A 15,833-nucleotide genomic window follows, 5' to 3' on the forward strand; every position below is an offset into this window, starting at 1 on the left:
AGGTCGCACCGATGGGCGCTAGGAGCCGATCGCTGCCAGGTCGTGGGAAGTGCGGCCCAGAATGGCGGCGGCGGTGTCGACCATGTCATCGATGATCGACGCGACGGTGTCGACACGATCGATCTGTCCGACGACCTCACCGACGATCAGATTCGCGACGGCGTAGTCCTCGGCCTTCACTGCTGCCCGGAACTGCTCCTGCTTCTCCGGAAGCACGCCCCGGAGGCCGGACTCGTCGCCGTGCCAACGGCGGATGAAGTCGTTGTGCAGGACTCGGCCCGTGTATCGAGTCGGCCAGGGCTTCTCACGCACGATGTCGAAGGCGCTTTGCCTGATCGTGTCGTCCCCACTCGCCCGCAGGGCGCGGTGCTGGGCCGCACGGGGAATCGCCGCCTCCTCCGCCGCCCAGAACCTGGTCCCGACGAGGGCACCGTCCGCTCCGAGCGCGAGCACGGCCGCCAGGCCACGGCCGTCGCCGATTCCACCGGCCGCCAGCAGCATCACATCCGGCGCCTCCCGCCGGAGAAAGTCGGCGATCTCCGGCACCAGAGTGAACGTCGATCGGGTTCCTGTTCCATGGCCACCCGCCTCACCTCCTTGAGCAGCGATGACGCTCGCACCTACCTCCACCGCGCGGCGCGCTTGTTCGAGATTGTGCACCTGGCAGATCAGCGGGATTCCCGCGGCACGAATCGCAGGCGCATGCGGTGCCGGGTCGCTGAACGAGAGGAAGATGGCCGCCGGCCGGTAGCCGATCGTCTTCTCGAGGAGTTGCGGTTGCTGTGCCATCGACCAGGTGATGAAGCCACAGCCGACCGCGTCGGTCGTCACGCGGTCGAACTGATCGCGGAGCCAGGACTCGTCGCCGTATCCTCCGCCGATCAATCCCAGTCCGCCTGCCTCGGCCACGGCAGAAGCCAATCTCCAATCGGAGACGTAATCCATCGGTGCAAGGACGATGGGGTGTTCGATTCCGAATTTCTCGGTCAATCGGTTCTGCAAGCGCATGCTGGGCTCCTCCACAAATTTCCGACGTGTCGCACGTGTGTGCCACGTGCTGCACGTCACACCGGATGGCTTTGCGACAACGCTAGAACCCGGCCGAACAGGGGTCCAACAGTTTGTATCGATACCTGCGTTCTCCAGAACAGAACGCTCGCGCGACGAGCCGAACTTGTGAAATCCACTGTCCTGCAGTGCACTAGCCCAATGGGATTACGCCCGGCGGTGACGCCTCACGCCACATGTGCGTCGCGTAGGTTCGCGGCTTCCTCGAGCACGTCGGGGTCCGCGGTCCGTTCGTGGACTGGGCCGAGTTCGGCGAGGACGGCGGCCCGGACCTGTTCGAGGGTGACGTTCGGGTTCATGTCAGTCAGGGACGCAGCCGTGCCGGGGTCGAACTCCAGCTCGAGGGCGGCATTCACATCGGTGAGCACCGCCCGCACCGGGGCAGAATCGGAAACCACCAGTTCGAAGCCGAAGAGCCACGCCCCGGAGACTATTCGCTGCGCGGTTCCTGCGAGCTTGACGCGGCCTGCGCCGTTCACCGTCCAATCACCGGGGCAATACTCACCGGGCACCGGTCCGATGCGAGCGTCGATCCCGAGCTTCCTCAGCACGTTGACGAGCCTCGGGGTGATGCGCTGGAAGCGGGGGCGGGCCCCGACCATGCCCTCGGTGTCCCGGGAGAACATCTCCACGACGAGGGTCTGCTCGTGGTAGGCCGCCGCCCGACCGCCGGCTCCTCGGACGACGGGAGTGAACCCGTGTCGCCGCGCCGCCGCGGCGGCGGCCGGGAACTGCGGTCGAACAGCGTCCAGCCGCCCGAACGACAGCGTCCGCGCGGGACTGTAGATGCGGACCAGCGCAGGGGCATCCGGCTCTCGCGCGGTGCGACGCAGAAGTGCCGTGGCGAGCGCCGCGTCCAACACGGGATCGTCCGGGAAGTGCGTGGTCAGCAACTGCTCGATCGTCATATTCTTCCCGTCACTCCGCTCCGGCAACCACACGGCCACACTGCGACGTCACCGCTCGCACCTCGGGCACACCATTACAGTGTCGCCGAGGCCGAGGTAGTCCACACGAGATCGGGTTTCGCGGATATCCCCGCGGCCGCTCCCTCCGGAGCCCTACCCTGGACACGCCGAAATGCACTCCCCCTGGATGCCTGCGCACAGTGCGCAGGACCAGCGCGCCGAGAGGTCGTCACGATGCTCCTCAGATCGAGTGTGGTCGTCTTGTCCGGTGCCGTAGCTGCGGTACTGTCCGCTTCACCCGCCCAGGCCACGCCGTCTTCGGGTGTCACCGCGCAGGTTCTGTTCGAGACGACGGTTCCGGCGGTCGCCGGTAGCTCGGCGGGCACGGATCTCACGCTGCGGCGCATCGAGATCGCCCCCGGCGGCACGACGGGATGGCATTACCACGACGGTCCGGTGTATGCGTTCGTCGAGTCCGGTGTGCTGTCCCGCACTCTGCAGGACTGCACGAAAGCGGTGACGACAGCCGGTGAGGCGATCACCGAGGACCACGGAAGCGATCACGTCCACGAGGGCTCGAATCTGGGCACCGAACCACTGGTGCTGCTCGCGTTCTATACCGAACCGGAGGGCAAGCCCCTGTCCGAGGACGCGGCGGCGCCGGCCTGCTGACACGTCACCACGCCCCCCTTCCTCATCGCGTGACCGAGTCGATCCACTCGACTGCTCCCGCAACGTCGTCCACCGTTGCCGTCGCCGACGGCAACGCTGGCCTGCGGACCATCAGCACCGGCACACCCAGTGCGCGTGCGGCGTCGAGTTTCGCGTCGGTCTGCGCGCCGCCGCTGTTCTTGGTGACCAGGACATCGATGCGGTGCTGACGCATCAGCGCGATCTCGTCGGTTGCCGCGAACGGCCCGCGGGCGAGGAGCAGTGTCGACTGCGGCGGCATTGCCACGTCGGGTGGATCGATCGCGCGGATGAGAAACCACTGTGCGTGCAGGCCGGCGAACGCGTCGACACCCTGCCTGCCGATGGTGAGGAAGACTCTCGTTCCCAGGTCGGGCAGCAGTGCGGCCGCGTCGGCGAGGTCGGCGGCGCGGTGCCACCGATCGCCGGGACGCGGAGACCATTCGGGGCGCCGCAGCACGACGAGCGGTATCCCGCGACGGTGGGCGGCGTCGGCGGCGTTGCTCGTGATCTGCGCCGCGAACGGGTGTGTCGCGTCCACGATCGCGTCGACGGGATGTGCGCGCAGCCACCCGTCGAGTCCGTCCGCTCCCCCGAACCCGCCGATCCGCACGTCACCGACGGGCAGGCGCGGATCGCGGACCCGGCCGGCGAGGGAGGACACGGTGTCGACACCCGGAACGTCCGCGAGTGCGGCGGCGAGGGCTCGGGCCTCCCCGGTGCCGCCGAGGATCAGGATCCGTGCCACGTTCAGTGGGTGGAGCGCTCGCGGGTGGCGGAATACAGGTAACTGTCCGGAAATCCCTCGGCAGCAAGCACTTTCCCGACGATCACCACAGCGGTCTTCGTGACGCCCGCCGCCTTCACCTGATCGGCGATCGTCGCCAGGGTGCCGCGGAGCACGATCTCGTCGGGACGCGACGCGAACGCGACAACGGCGGCGGGACAGTCTCGGCCGTAGTTCTCGGTGAGTTCCAGGGCGATCTGATCGATCCGGTGCGCACCCAGGTGCACCACCATCGTGGCACCACTGCGGCCGAGGGAACGCAGGTCCTCACCCTCCGGCATCGCGGTGGACAGCGTGGACACCCGGGTCAGCACGATCGACTGCGAGACACCGGGAACGGTCAGTTCCCGCCCCAGCGACGCCGCCGCGGCGGTGAACGCGGGCACCCCGGGCACCACGGTGTACGCGACGCCGGCGGCCTCGAGCCGGCGCACCTGTTCGGCGACGGCACTGAAGATCGACGGGTCACCCGAATGCAGGCGGGCGACGTCCTGACCGGCCGCGTCCGCCTCGATCAGCAGGGCGACGATCTCGTCGAGACTCAGTCGTGCCGTGTCGATCACCCGCGCACCCTCGGGGCATTCGGCCAGGAGTTCCTGCGGAACGAGGCTGCCCGCATACAGGCAGACGGGACTCGCCGCGATGATCCGCTGCGCGCGGACCGTGACCAGGTCGGCCGCGCCGGGACCTGCCCCGATGAAGTACACCGTCATGCCGCATCACCTTTCGACTGCTTCGTCACCGACCACTGCGCCACCGGCAGTTGCGGCCGCCACGCGGTGAACCCGCCGAGCGGCTCACCGCGATACACCTGAAACTTGCGGAGCTGCCCGCCGCATTTCGAGAACCACTGCAGCAGAAGTACTTCCGATTCCACCGTCACCGCGTTGGCCACCATCCGGCCACCGACCCGGAGCCGGGACCAGCACTCGTCGAGCAGACCGTCCTGCGTGACGCCACCGCCGACGAAGATCGCATCCGGTGCGGACAGTTGGGGTGGTACGTCCTCGAACGCTGCGGGTGCGTCACCGAACACGGCGAGGGACGGCACCCCGAGCCCGGCCGCGTTCGACTCGATCTGGTCGACGCGTGCTGCGCTGCGCTCGAAAGTCACTGCCCGGCAGAGGGGGTGGGTACGCATCCACTCGATCGCGATCGTGCCGGACCCGCCTCCCACGTCCCACAGCAACTCCCCCGCCGCGGGGGCGAGGGCGCACAGCGTCAGGGCGCGGATCTCGTGTTTGGTCATCTGCCCGTCGCCCGTGAACGCGGCGTCGGGCAGTCCGGGCATCCGGGTCAGCCGGAGGGTGCCGGAGTCTTCCCGGCAGTCGACCGCGATCACGTTCAGCCGGGCCCCCGGCTCGTGCGACCATGCCGACGCCGTTCCGTCGAGCCTCGACTCGTCGGGTCCGCCCAGTTCGCCGAGCACGCTGAGCGTCGACAGTCCGAACCCGTGTGTCGTCAGGAGTTCGGCCACGGCGGCAGGGGTGTACTCGTCGCGGCTCAGCACGAGCAGTCGCGCGTGGGCGCCGAGTGCAGGCAAGAGCGTGTCCACGGGCCGGTTCACGAGAGTGACCACGGGCGTCTCGTGCGCCGCCCAGCCCAGCCGGGCGCAGGCCAGGGTGGCCGAGGACGGATGCGAGATCACCTGCACCCGCTCCGCGCCGAGCAGGTCTACGACGGTGACGCCGATACCGTGGAACATCGGGTCTCCGCTGGCCAGGACGCACACCCGCCGGCCGTGGTGCTGTTCGAACAGACCCGGCAGCGCGGGGACAAGCGGCGACGGCCAGGCCACCCGCAGTGCCGGCGACTCGGGAATCAGGGCGAGCTGACGCCCGGAACCCATCACGACGTCGGCGCCCTCGATCGCGCGTCGCGCGGACGGCGACAGACCGTCCCACCCGTCGGCACCGATACCGACGACGACGATCGGGTCGGTCATCGCGGCATCCGGCGCCAGACCGCCTGCGGCAGCAACCTCATGACGAAGAACACCGGGCGCAACCGTCCCGGCACCCACACTCGGCTGGCACCGCGGTGCAGACCCCGCACAACCGCGTCCGCGACCTGTGCCGGTGTGCTCGACATCGGCGCCGGCGACATCCCCTCGGTCATCCGGCCGATCACGAAACCGGACCGGACGAGCAGGAGGGAGACACCGCTGCCGTGGAGGGCGTCACCGAGACCGGAGGCGAACCCGTCCAGGCCCGCTTTCGCCGACCCGTACACGTAGTTGGCGCGGCGCACGCGCACACCCGCCACGGACGAGAACACCACGATGCGCCCCGACCGCTGTTCCCGGAGCAGGGTGGCGAGATGGGTGAGCACCCCGACCTGCGCGACGTAGTCGGTGTGGACCACGGCGACGGCGTGCCGTGCGTCCCGCTCAGCGCGCGCCTGATCGCCGAGAATGCCGAACGCCAGCACCGCCACCGACAGCGGGCCGTGCGCCTCCACCACCGACCGCAGCAGCTTCTCGTGGCTGTCGAGGTCGTCGGCGTCGAATTCCACGCAGTCCACCGCGGACGCGCCCGCGTCGAGCAGCGCCTGCCGTTCAGCGGCGAGTTCGGTGCTACGGCGGGCCGCGAGGACGATCGTGCGGCCGGGCGCGAGCCGGGAGGCGATCTCGAGGCCGATCTCGCTGCGACCACCGAGGAGGAGTACCACCCCGTCGTCGCCGGGCTTGCCGTTGTTCTTCTTCGATCCCAGGCTCACCCGTCCAGTGTCCTGGATTACCGTCGGGGCATGGACCGCACCCCCTCCACCCCGATCCGCCTGACCGACGCGGCACTCACCTTCCTCGGCGAATACCACCTGGGAACGCTCACCACGCTCCGCAAGAACGGCACCCCGCACGTCGTCGCCGTCGGCTTCACCTGGGATCAGGAGCACGGGCTGGCGCGGGTCATCACCAACGGCTCCTCACAGAAGGCCCTCAACGCCGAACACGGAGGATACGGCGCGGTGAGCCAGGTGGACGGAGCGCGCTGGATGACTCTCGAGGGCCCAACCCGGGTCCTGACCGACCCCGAGTCCGTCGCCGACGCCGTGGCCCGCTACGCCGCCAGGTACCGCCAGCCCCGGGTGAACCCGACCCGGGTGGTCGTGGAGATCGCCGTCAGCCGCGTACTCGGCTCGGCTGCGCTGCGTCACCACTGAACCGCAGCTTCCACGGGACCAGCGCGGACTCGATCTGCACGGCGAGGCTCATCTTGGACACGCCGTCGGTGCGCTCCTCGAACCGGATCGGGACCTCGGCGATGGTCAGGCCGCGCTGCACCGTGCGGTAGTTCATCTCCACCTGGAACGCGTACCCGTTGCTCTGCACACCGTCGACGTCGATGGCCCGCAGGGTGTCCGCGTGCCACGCCTTGAACCCGGCGGTGGCGTCCTTGACGCGCAGCCGCAGGATCGCGTTGACGTAGAAGTTCGCCCACGCCGACAGCGCCTTGCGATGCCAGGGCCAGTCGCTGGCGACCGCGCCACCGGCCACGTAGCGGGAGCCGAGCACGACGGCCGCGTCCGTCGTCGCCAGCGTCTCCACCATCCGCGGAATCGCCTCGGTGGGGTGCGACAGGTCGGCGTCCATCTGGATCACGATGTCCGCGCCCTCGTCCAGCGCCCGGGTCATCCCGGCAACGTAGGCCCGCCCGAGGCCGTCCTTCACGGTCCGGTGCAGGACTCCGACCGGGATCGGACCGCTCTGCGCGAGCGTGTCGGCGACCTCACCGGTGCCGTCCGGCGAGTTGTCGTCGACGACCAGCACATGCAGGTTCGGAACATCCGACGCCGCGAGAAGCTCGACGATCTTGGGCAGGTTGTCGCGTTCGTTGTAGGTCGGTACGACGACGGTTACCTTCGGGGCGACGCTTTCCATGACACCTTCGCGTGATCTGTGATCCCGACTCTCCGCAGACGTGCAGCGGCGAGTGCGGTCGTGAACAAATGGGAGATGTTACTACCCGCGCCGCACCGCCCCCGCACGCTCCCAGTGCTCAGCCGGGAAGAACCGTCAGCCCGTGGGGCCGGGTGTTGACCGGCTCACAGCCGTCGGCGGTCACGATGACGATGTCCTCGATCCGTGCACCCCACTCCCCGCGGAAGTAGATGCCGGGCTCCACGCTGAACGCCATCCCCTCGGCCAGTTCGATCGCGTTACCCGACACGATGTACGGCTCCTCGTGCACCGACAACCCGATTCCGTGCCCGGTCCGGTGCACGAACACCTCGGCCAGCCCCTGCGCGGCCAGCAGGTCGCGGGCGGCCGCGTCGACCGCTTCGGCGGTGACGCCGGGACGCACCAGGTCGACGGCCGCCGCCTGCGCCTCCTCCAGTACCGCGAACTTGGCGGCCACACCCGGATCGGGCTCACCCATGCTGTACGTGCGGGTGGAGTCCGAGTTGTAGCCGGGTTCGACGGGTCCGCCGATGTCGATGACCACGACGTCACCCGATTCGACGACCCGCTCGGACACCTCGTGGTGCGGGTCGGCGCCGTGCGGACCCGAACCGACGATGACGAACGCCGCCTCGGTGTGTCCCTCCGCCAGGATCGCGGCGGTGATGTCCGCCGCCACCTCGGCCTCGGTGCGGCCGACCTTCAGGAACTCCCCCATGCGGGCGTGGACCCGGTCGATGGCCTGACCGGCCCGGCGCAACGCGTCGATCTCTGCATCGTCCTTGACCATCCGCAGCTCCCGCAGCACCCCGGTGGCCAGGACCGGCAGCGCACCGAGCGCCTCCGACAGCGGAATCAGGTGCAACGCAGGCATCGCATCGGTGACGGCGGTCCGGGCGGGCGACGGCAGCAGTCCAGACACCAACGCGTACGGGTCGACCCCGTCGACCCAGTCACGGATCGTCAACCCGAGTTCGGACGCGGCCGATTCGGTGAGCGACGCCAGTTCGAGCCGCGGCACCACCACGGACGCGGTGTCGCCGTTCGCGGGGATCACCAGGCAGGTGAGCCGTTCGAACGACTCCGCGCGCGAACCCAGCAGATACCGCAGGTCGGGTCCGGGGGTGATGAGGAGGCCGTCGAGTCCGGCGTCGCGGGCCAGTGCGCCTGCGCGAGCGATCCGGTCGGCATAGATGGTGGTCGGGAAGCGTGAAGTCGATGCGCCGAGGGAACTCATGGCTTCAGGCTAAACCGGTTTGGCAGGATGAGGGTCATGACAGGGCCTCTGCTTCTCCTCGACGGTGCCAGCCTGTGGTTTCGCGCGTACTACGCGCTACCCGACTCGATCACCTCACCCGACGGTCGATCCGTCAACGCGGTACGCGGGTTCACCGACATGGTGGCCGCACTGATCACCAAGCACCAGCCGTCCCGGCTCGCGGTGTGCCTCGACCTGGACTGGCGGCCCGCGTTCCGCGTCGAGGCGGTGCCCACCTACAAGGCGCACCGGGTCGCCGAGGACACCGGTGGAGCGGAGGAAGAGGTCCCCGACACCCTGTCGCCGCAGGTCCCGATGATCCTGGATGTCCTGGCCGCCACCGGAATCGCGACCGCCGGTGCGGAAGGCCTCGAAGCCGACGACGTTCTCGGCACCCTGGCCGCCACCGAGACCCGCGACACCACCATCGTCGTCACCGGCGACCGCGACCTCCTGCAGGTCGTCACGGACGAGCCGGTGCCGGTGCGGGTGCTGTACGTGGTGCGCGGCCTCGCGAAGGCCGAACTGCTCGGGCCGGAAGAGGTCGCAGCCAAGTACGGGGTGCCCGCCGACCGGGCCGGTGAGGCCTACGCCGAACTCGCCCTGCTGCGCGGCGACTCGTCCGACGGGCTGCCCGGAGTGAAGGGAATCGGTGAGAAGACCGCGTCGAGTCTGATCATGCAGTACGGATCGCTCGCCGCTCTGCGGGCCGCCGCAGTCGATCCCGAATCCGACATGGCGAAGGGTGCGCGCGCGAAGTTCGCCGCCGCAGCCGACTATCTCGACGCGGCACTGCCGGTGGTGCGGGTGGTGCGCGACGCGGATGTCGAACTGTCCCGCGAAGACACGCTGCCTGCCGAACCGGTCGATGCGGACCGGCTCGGCAGGCTGGCGGAGGAACTCGGAATCGAGAACTCCGTCGGCCGCCTCACGGCGGCGATGAAAAAGGTGGCCGCCGCACGGGTTCCGTGACGGCCGAGGGCGTGTCTCCCAATCCCTCTCGGATGCACCTGGCGATTGGGCGCCAGGAGCGCCGAAACGGGGATTGGGAGACATGCCCTACTAACTCGGGCGGCTCACCTCGTACGTGCCCTTGTCGTCAGTGAAGGTGAGAGTGACCTGCTTCTTCTCACCGTCCACGGTGAGACTGCACGTGAAGCTGTTGCCCTTCTTCACTTCCTGATCCGCGGGGCACGTGACACCGGACACGTTCTCGGCGCCGTACGAATCGGTGACGATGCGCTCGACACCGTCCTCGGCCGCCTTCTGGTCGAGTGTGTCCGTGCCGAACACCGTGAACGCGAGCACCAGGGCGATACCCACGATCACCAGCAGTGCCACGACACCGCCGATGATCAACGGCAGCTTCGACTTCCCCGACGACGGCGGCTGACCCCACTGCTGCTGGCCGGGGGTCGGGCCCCACTGCTGCGGCTGACCCGGTTGCTGACCCCACTGCGGCTGCCCGGGCTGCTGACCCCACTGTCCCGGACCCGGCTGTCCGAGCTGACCGGGTTGCGGCTGCTGACCCCACTGCGGCTGTCCGGGCTGCTGGGGGTGCTGACCCCACTGCGGCTGACCGGGCTGCTGAGGCTGACCCGGTGCCGGCTGTCCCCACGGCTGGGCGGGCGGCTGCTGACCGTACTGCGGCGCCCCGTACTGGCCGCCGGTCTGGTCAGGGTTGCCCTGGCCCGGTTGCTGTCCCTGGGCCCATTGCCCGTTCGGGTCGTTCGGTCCGTAAGGGCCGCTCATCGTCGCCTCCCGCTCACGTGTCAAGTTTTGTACCTACCGTAACGCCCCACCATCGGATTCGGGCCCTCGGACGGCGTGCGAATCCAACCACACGGCGTCGGGTCACGCAGCATCCACGGCGACGACGCCGCGGCGGATCGCCGCGACCGCGCGACCTGCGGCCTTGCCGACCTGCGGATCGGGGGACGTCGACCGCACCTGTTCGAGCAGGTCTATCACCTGCCTGCACCACCGCACGAAGTCGCCGGCAGACAGTGCACGCCCCTGATCTCCCGCCGCGATCAGCGCCTCGACGAGCGAATTGTCGCTCGCCCAGTGGAAGATCGCGGCAGCGAAGCCGAGGTCCGGCTCACGGGTGGGCGGCAATTTGTGCCGAATTTCGTCCGCCCGCAGCTCCCGCCACACCCGCACGGTCTCGTCGAGGGCGTGCCGCAGCGCTCCCGGACCGCCGCTTTCGCCGGTGTCCCCTTCACGGCGCGATTCGAAGATCACGGCGGACACGACGGCGGCGAGCTCCGCGGGCCCGAGACCCTTCCACACACCCTGCCGGAGGCACTCGGCCACCAAGAGGTCGCTCTCGCAATAGATTCGGCTCAACCGTGTGCCGTGTTCGGTGGCGTCGGGGTGTTCGCCCGCCGAGATGTAGTCGCGCTCGGCGAGCAGCGACAGGATGCGATCGAACGTGCGCGCCAACGAGTTCGTCGTGGCAGCGACCTTCTGCCGCATCGTCTCGGTCTCGCGGGCCAGCCGGTTGTAGCGCTCACCGATCCGGCTCAGCTGTTCCCGGTCAGGCCAGCTGTGGCACGGGTGCTGCCGGATGGCGCGCCGCAGCCGCGCGATCTCGGCGTCATCGGCGGCGGCACCCGACTTCTTGTGCTTCCGGCGTCCCGGCGCAACGATTCCGGTGCTGCGCAACGCCGATGCCAGATCGCGGCGCACCCTGGCGGTGTGGTGATCGAAGCGCCGCGGCAACCGCATCGATCCCAAAGACCGTGCGGGCTCCGGGAAGTCGCCGGCCGACACCCGGCCCGCCCATTTCGTCTCGGTGAGGATCAACGGCTTCGGATCCGTGGGGTCCCGGTCCGGTTCCAGCACCACGGCCAGACCGGAGTGCCGTCCCACGGGGATCGCGATTACGTCGCCGCGCCGCAGTGCGACGAGCGAGGCGACGGCGGCGTCCCGGCGTTCGGTCCGGCCTTCCCGTTCGAGTGACCGTTCCCGGCTGTTCAGTTCCTCCCGCAGGCGCGCGTACTCGAAGTACTCGCCGTCCTCGCCGCCCAGCCGTTCGCGGAGCGGGGTGAGCGCGGCCTCGTTGCGTTCGATGCCGCGCGTCAGGCCGACCACCGACCGGTCGGCCTGAAACTGGGCGAACGACCGCTCGAGCAGGGCCCGTGATTCCGCCGCGCCCATGCGATCGACCAGGTTGATGGTCATGTTGTAGCCGGGACGGAAGGAGCTGCGGAGCGGGAACGTGCGGGTGGAGGCCAGCCCGGCGACATCCACGGGTTCCACCCCGGGCTGCCACAGGACCACCGCGTGACCCTCGATGTCGATGCCGCGACGTCCGGCCCGGCCCGTGAGCTGCGTGTACTCCCCCGGGGTGAGTTCGGCGTGGGCCTCGCCGTTGTATTTGACGAGGCGTTCGAGGACGACCGTGCGGGCGGGCATGTTGATGCCGAGCGCCAGCGTCTCGGTGGCGAACACGGCCCGGACCAGTCCCTTGACGAACAACTCCTCGACCGTCTGCCGGAACGCGGGCAGCATCCCCGCGTGGTGCGCGGCGAGGCCCCGCTCGAGCGCTTTGCGCCATTCCCAGTACCCGAGGACCTCCAGATCGGCCTTCGGCAATTCGGCGGTGTGGGCGTCGATGATGGTCCGGATCTCGGCGACCTGCTCAGGAGTCGTCAGATCGAGGCGGGACCGCAGGCACTGTGCCAGCGCGGCGTCGCAGCCGGCGCGGCTGAAGATGAACGTGATCGCCGGGAGGAGTCCCTCGCCGTCGAGGCGGGAGATCACTTCCGGTCGGGGCAGCGGCCGGAAGTCGCTGGAGAACCCGCGGCCGCCGCCGCGGCGTCCCCTACCCCGCGACTCCCACGAGTCGGCGCGATCGAGGGCCTGCCGCTGTTTGACGTGCCGGACCAGATCCTGGTCGACCACCAGATCCTGGCGGGCATCCCCGCTGCGTGCCCTCGTGTCGAAGAGGTCGAACAGCCGCTTCCCGACCATGATGTGCTGCCACAGCGGGATCGGGCGGTTCTCGTCGACGACCACGGTGGTGTCGCCGCGCACCGTTTCCATCCACGCGCCGAACTCCTCGGCGTTGCTGACGGTCGCCGACAGGCTGACGAGGCGGACGTCCTCGGAAAGGTGCAGAATCACCTCTTCCCACACGGCCCCCCGGAACCGGTCCGCCAGGAAGTGCACCTCGTCCATGACGACGTGGGACAACCCGCGTAGCGCCGGGGAGTCGGCGTACAGCATGTTCCGCAGCACCTCGGTGGTCATGACGACCACCGGGGCGGCCGAGTTGATGCTCGAATCGCCGGTCAGCAGCCCGACGGTGTCCTTGCCGTACCGCCGCACCAGTTCCGCGTACTTCTGATTGCTCAGCGCCTTGATGGGTGTCGTGTAGAAGCACTTGCGCCCGGACGTGAGCGCCAGGTGCACGGCGAATTCGCCGACCACGGTCTTTCCCGCACCGGTCGGGGCGCAGACGAGGACGCCGTGGCCGCCCTCGAGCGCGCGGCAGGCGTTGATCTGGAAGGGGTCGAGCACGAAGCCGAGCTGCGCCGAGAACACATCGAGTTCGGTACCGCCGGTCGTGTCACCTGTTGTCACTGCCACCCCGTCAGATTGTCACAGGGTGTCGGAGAAGTCCTGACCCGGTGTGTTGCTGCCGGTCGTGCTCGCCTCGTCGTTCTTGGTCGCACCACCGGACTTCCCGGACTTGCGTGACCGCCGGAACCAACCCGCCGGCTCGGGGACCGGTGTGCCGGCGACGTCGAACGCCTCGTTCAGGTCCGACGGCGCGGCGATCGTCGACGCCTCGTCGTCGTCGAGGGCACCCCACTCCTGCTCCGTGCGACGGGCCTTGCGGCGGTCGTTGATGCGGGCGATCTGCACGGCGACTTCGAACAGGAGGGTCAACGCGAACGCGAGCGCGAGCATCGAGAAGGGGTCCTGCCCGGGGGTGGCGATCGCGGCGAACACGAACAGAGCGAAGATCAGGCCGCGTCGCCACGCCTTGAGCTTCGCGTAGGGCAGGATGCCGACGAAGTTCAGCGCGACGATGATGAGCGGGATCTCGAAGCTGACACCGAAGATGATCAGCAGGTTGATGATGAACCCGAAGTATTCCGCGCCGCCGAGTGCGGTGATCTGGACGTTGTCGCCGATCGTCAGCAGAAAGTGCAGTGCCTTCGCGACGACCACATAGGCGAGGACGGCGCCGGCGATGAACAGCGCGGCGCCGGACACCACGAAGCCGATCGCGTAGCGGCGCTCCTTCGAGTAGAGGCCGGGCGTGATGAACGCCCACAGCTGGTACAGCCAGATGGGGCAGGCGAGGACGATGCCCGCCGTCAGCGCGACCTTGAAGCGGAGCATGAACTGCTCGAACGGTCCGGTCGCGAGGAGGCGGCACGACCCGTCGTGGCTCAGGTCGGCGCGACTCGACGCCGGCAGCGAACAGTACGGCCCGCGCAGGAGCTCACCGAGACTCTCGATCCCGAGAATCTGGTGGGAGTACCAGAAGAAGCCCACCGCCGTGGTGACCACGATGGCCAGCACCGACAGAAGCAATCGCGTGCGCAGCTCGTAGAGGTGATCGACCAACGACATGGTGCCGTCGGGATTGGTCCTCCGCTTGCTGTGGCGCGGATCGAACGGAATTCGCACTGTTGTTCGCCCTAGTCTTGGTCAGCAGGCAACCGGGGTGAAGAGTCACCCCGGTTGTCAGGCGGCTCGGGCTACGCCGACTTGGGCTCGGTGTGCTGCGGCTGCACCGGCGCCGGAGGGGTGACCGGCGCGGTGGTGGTGTCCGCCACGGGCAGCTCGGCGGGCGCGCTCTGCTGCGCGGTGGGCGCCGGCGTGCTGTTGTCGTTCTGCATCTCCTTGACTTCGCTCTTGAAGATGCGGAGCGAACGGCCGAGTCCACGAGCCGCGTCGGGCAGCTTCTTGGAACCGAACAGGATGATGACGACCAGCGCGACGATGGCCCAGTGCCAGGGGCTCATGGCTCCCATGATGAAACCTCCAAAAGATCAGGTGACACCGATGCTACCGGACATACACGGCACCGGTTCGGTCGAAACCGGCTAGTTGCGCTGCCGTTTACCTGTCGGTTTCCGGTGTGCTCGCTGTGAGCGCAAATCGGCGAGCAGGGCATCTCCGGACCAGTGCCGGTTCCCGCCCGCCTCGGCCTCGCGGATCAGTTCGACCAGCCTCGCGTTCACCGGCGCGGCCGTGCCCGACGCCGCGGCCAGGCGCACGATCTCCCCGCTGATCCAGTCCACTTCGGTGCGCCGGCCCGCTTCGAGGTCGTCCCACATCGAGGATCGCGCGTGCGGGTCGATGGCCAGCATCCGGCTACCCGCCACCCGGAACACCCCGTCCGGGACGGTCAGCAACCGGGGAATCCACTGCGGCGGCAGCGGTGTGAGCTTGGCGACAGCGATGCCGCGGGCGGTCAGGAGAGTCAGCGCTTCCCGCTGTGCCAGGGCAACAGCACGCCGGAACGACCGCTGCGACAACTCCTCGCGGAGCGGCAGGCCGGACAGGGCGTTCACCGCGTTGTTCAGGTTGAGCAGCAGCTTCGCCCACTGCACCGAGCGGAAGTCCTCACGTGCACGCAGCGGCAACCCGGCGTCGTCGAAGACCGGCTCGAATGCGCGCACCGCCGGATGCTGCTCGATCTCGAGGTCGCCCTCGGAGCCCTGGTGGAAATGCCCGTCGCCGCGGTGCACCACGTTGAACGGCACCATCGCCGCGAGGACGACCTGCTCCGGCAGTGCTGCACGCAGGGTGTCCGCGTTGCCCAAACCGTTCTGCGCACTGATCACGACCGTGTCGGGACCGATCGCCGACGCCAGCATGGCACCGGCCTCCGGTGTCCCCGCCGACTTCACCGAGACGACGACGAGATCTGCCGTGGCCGCCGACTCCGGGCCGGTGGCGAACGCGATGCCGGAGGCGTCGACCCGGATGTCCGCTCCGTGCAGGTCCGTCAGCCGCAACCCGTGTTCGCGGATTTCTACCCCGACCCGCTCCCGGCCGATCAGGGTCACCTCGGCGCCGGCCGCGGCGAGCCGGCCCCCGACATAGCATCCGATGCTGCCCGCACCGAAGACGCTGATCCGCAGCGGACGTCCGCCGACGCTCACTGGTGCACCATCCTTGTGTCGGTGGTTTCAGATGGACTGCCGATGCACCCGAGGTGCCGCCGGGTCACTGCCCTGCTCGCTTGACACG

16 protein-coding genes are annotated in these 15,833 nt (G+C 68.9%); 3 read left to right on the top strand and 13 right to left on the bottom strand.

Translation table 11 applies throughout. From position 1 onward, the window contains the following. Window positions 1–18: 18 nt before the first annotated feature. Both ACFWAY_RS41715 and ACFWAY_RS41720 read right to left on the bottom strand, forming a co-directional pair. The gene (locus tag ACFWAY_RS41715; RefSeq protein WP_378454659.1) at window positions 19–1,008 is read right to left on the bottom strand and encodes an NAD(P)H-dependent flavin oxidoreductase; all 990 of its coding nucleotides are present in this window, start codon (window positions 1,006–1,008) and stop codon (window positions 19–21) included. Between the two features lie 227 nt (window positions 1,009–1,235). Further along, a complete protein-coding gene (locus ACFWAY_RS41720; RefSeq protein ID WP_378454660.1) occupies window positions 1,236–1,976 on the bottom strand; it encodes a biotin/lipoate A/B protein ligase family protein in 741 nt (246 codons plus the stop codon). 234 nt (window positions 1,977–2,210) lie between these two features. On the opposite strand from ACFWAY_RS41720, the gene ACFWAY_RS41725 reads away from it, so the two are divergent. Next, complete coding sequence (locus ACFWAY_RS41725; protein WP_378514642.1) at window positions 2,211–2,648, top strand: cupin domain-containing protein; 438 nt, start codon at window positions 2,211–2,213, stop codon at window positions 2,646–2,648. Window positions 2,649–2,670: 22 nt separating this feature from the next. Here the strand turns inward: ACFWAY_RS41725 and ACFWAY_RS41730 are convergent, their stop codons facing one another. The 4 genes from ACFWAY_RS41730 to ACFWAY_RS41745 are packed head-to-tail and all read right to left on the bottom strand — an operon-like array spanning window position 2,671 to window position 6,171. Continuing rightward, entirely contained in the window at window positions 2,671–3,414 is a 744-nt protein-coding gene (locus tag ACFWAY_RS41730; protein ID WP_378514643.1) for a cobalt-precorrin-6A reductase, read from the bottom strand. Between the two features lie 2 nt (window positions 3,415–3,416). Beyond that, window positions 3,417–4,166 carry a precorrin-4 C(11)-methyltransferase gene (gene cobM / locus ACFWAY_RS41735; protein WP_378514644.1) on the bottom strand — a complete coding sequence of 250 codons (750 nt, stop codon included), beginning with the start codon at window positions 4,164–4,166 and terminating at the stop codon, window positions 3,417–3,419. Next, window positions 4,163–5,398 carry a precorrin-6y C5,15-methyltransferase (decarboxylating) subunit CbiE gene (cbiE, locus tag ACFWAY_RS41740; protein WP_378454664.1) on the bottom strand — a complete coding sequence of 412 codons (1,236 nt, stop codon included), beginning with the start codon at window positions 5,396–5,398 and terminating at the stop codon, window positions 4,163–4,165. The genes cobM and cbiE overlap by 4 nt, the downstream gene beginning before the upstream one ends. Then, window positions 5,395–6,171 (bottom strand): SDR family NAD(P)-dependent oxidoreductase, encoded by a 777-nt coding sequence (locus ACFWAY_RS41745; RefSeq protein WP_378514645.1) that lies wholly within the window; start codon window positions 6,169–6,171, stop codon window positions 5,395–5,397. The genes cbiE and ACFWAY_RS41745 overlap by 4 nt, the downstream gene beginning before the upstream one ends. Before the next feature lie 30 nt (window positions 6,172–6,201). Here ACFWAY_RS41745 and ACFWAY_RS41750 point away from each other — a divergent pair, with 30 nt between their 5' ends. Then, the gene (locus tag ACFWAY_RS41750; protein ID WP_378514646.1) at window positions 6,202–6,615 is read left to right on the top strand and encodes a pyridoxamine 5'-phosphate oxidase family protein; all 414 of its coding nucleotides are present in this window, start codon (window positions 6,202–6,204) and stop codon (window positions 6,613–6,615) included. Here ACFWAY_RS41750 and ACFWAY_RS41755 read toward each other — a convergent pair. Both ACFWAY_RS41755 and ACFWAY_RS41760 read right to left on the bottom strand, forming a co-directional pair. Next, window positions 6,575–7,333: a polyprenol monophosphomannose synthase gene (locus ACFWAY_RS41755; RefSeq protein ID WP_378514647.1), complete on the bottom strand. Its 759-nt coding sequence runs from the start codon at window positions 7,331–7,333 to the stop codon at window positions 6,575–6,577. The genes ACFWAY_RS41750 and ACFWAY_RS41755 overlap by 41 nt on opposite strands. Before the next feature lie 118 nt (window positions 7,334–7,451). Then, complete coding sequence (locus ACFWAY_RS41760; RefSeq protein WP_016880747.1) at window positions 7,452–8,591, bottom strand: Xaa-Pro peptidase family protein; 1,140 nt, start codon at window positions 8,589–8,591, stop codon at window positions 7,452–7,454. Window positions 8,592–8,627: 36 nt separating this feature from the next. Between ACFWAY_RS41760 and ACFWAY_RS41765 the strand changes: the two genes are divergently transcribed. Further along, window positions 8,628–9,584 (top strand): 5'-3' exonuclease H3TH domain-containing protein, encoded by a 957-nt coding sequence (locus ACFWAY_RS41765; protein ID WP_378454668.1) that lies wholly within the window; start codon window positions 8,628–8,630, stop codon window positions 9,582–9,584. Window positions 9,585–9,674: 90 nt separating this feature from the next. Here ACFWAY_RS41765 and ACFWAY_RS41770 read toward each other — a convergent pair whose 3' ends face one another. The 5 genes from ACFWAY_RS41770 to ACFWAY_RS41790 all read right to left on the bottom strand — a co-directional run bounded on the left by ACFWAY_RS41770 (window position 9,675) and on the right by ACFWAY_RS41790 (window position 15,745). Continuing rightward, a complete protein-coding gene (locus ACFWAY_RS41770) occupies window positions 9,675–10,364 on the bottom strand; it encodes a DUF4333 domain-containing protein (RefSeq protein ID WP_095869276.1) in 690 nt (229 codons plus the stop codon). A gap of 102 nt (window positions 10,365–10,466) precedes the next feature. After that, a complete protein-coding gene (locus tag ACFWAY_RS41775; RefSeq protein WP_378514651.1) occupies window positions 10,467–13,202 on the bottom strand; it encodes a DEAD/DEAH box helicase in 2,736 nt (911 codons plus the stop codon). A gap of 18 nt (window positions 13,203–13,220) precedes the next feature. Then, window positions 13,221–14,261, bottom strand: a complete 1,041-nt coding sequence (gene tatC, locus ACFWAY_RS41780; RefSeq protein ID WP_378514648.1) for a twin-arginine translocase subunit TatC — start codon at window positions 14,259–14,261, stop codon at window positions 13,221–13,223. Window positions 14,262–14,332: 71 nt separating this feature from the next. Then, a complete protein-coding gene (gene tatA, locus ACFWAY_RS41785; protein WP_005563470.1) occupies window positions 14,333–14,608 on the bottom strand; it encodes a Sec-independent protein translocase subunit TatA in 276 nt (91 codons plus the stop codon). A gap of 72 nt (window positions 14,609–14,680) precedes the next feature. Next, window positions 14,681–15,745: a 2-dehydropantoate 2-reductase gene (locus ACFWAY_RS41790; protein ID WP_378514649.1), complete on the bottom strand. Its 1,065-nt coding sequence runs from the start codon at window positions 15,743–15,745 to the stop codon at window positions 14,681–14,683. Window positions 15,746–15,833 lie beyond the last annotated feature (88 nt).

The organism is Rhodococcus sp. NPDC059968 (genome assembly GCF_042738615.1).
Classification (GTDB): domain Bacteria; phylum Actinomycetota; class Actinomycetes; order Mycobacteriales; family Mycobacteriaceae; genus Rhodococcus_F.

Coding starts and splice junctions, on each gene's coding strand:
- ACFWAY_RS41715 (WP_378454659.1), bottom strand. CDS start 1,008: ATGCGCTTGCAGAACCGATTGACCGAGAAATTCGGAATCGAACACCCC.
- ACFWAY_RS41720 (WP_378454660.1), bottom strand. CDS start 1,976: ATGACGATCGAGCAGTTGCTGACCACGCACTTCCCGGACGATCCCGTG.
- ACFWAY_RS41725 (WP_378514642.1), top strand. CDS start 2,211: ATGCTCCTCAGATCGAGTGTGGTCGTCTTGTCCGGTGCCGTAGCTGCG.
- cobM (WP_378514644.1), bottom strand. CDS start 4,166: ATGACGGTGTACTTCATCGGGGCAGGTCCCGGCGCGGCCGACCTGGTC.
- cbiE (WP_378454664.1), bottom strand. CDS start 5,398: ATGACCGACCCGATCGTCGTCGTCGGTATCGGTGCCGACGGGTGGGAC.
- ACFWAY_RS41750 (WP_378514646.1), top strand. CDS start 6,202: ATGGACCGCACCCCCTCCACCCCGATCCGCCTGACCGACGCGGCACTC.
- ACFWAY_RS41755 (WP_378514647.1), bottom strand. CDS start 7,333: ATGGAAAGCGTCGCCCCGAAGGTAACCGTCGTCGTACCGACCTACAAC.
- ACFWAY_RS41760 (WP_016880747.1), bottom strand. CDS start 8,591: ATGAGTTCCCTCGGCGCATCGACTTCACGCTTCCCGACCACCATCTAT.
- ACFWAY_RS41765 (WP_378454668.1), top strand. CDS start 8,628: ATGACAGGGCCTCTGCTTCTCCTCGACGGTGCCAGCCTGTGGTTTCGC.
- ACFWAY_RS41770 (WP_095869276.1), bottom strand. CDS start 10,364: ATGAGCGGCCCTTACGGACCGAACGACCCGAACGGGCAATGGGCCCAG.
- tatA (WP_005563470.1), bottom strand. CDS start 14,608: ATGGGAGCCATGAGCCCCTGGCACTGGGCCATCGTCGCGCTGGTCGTC.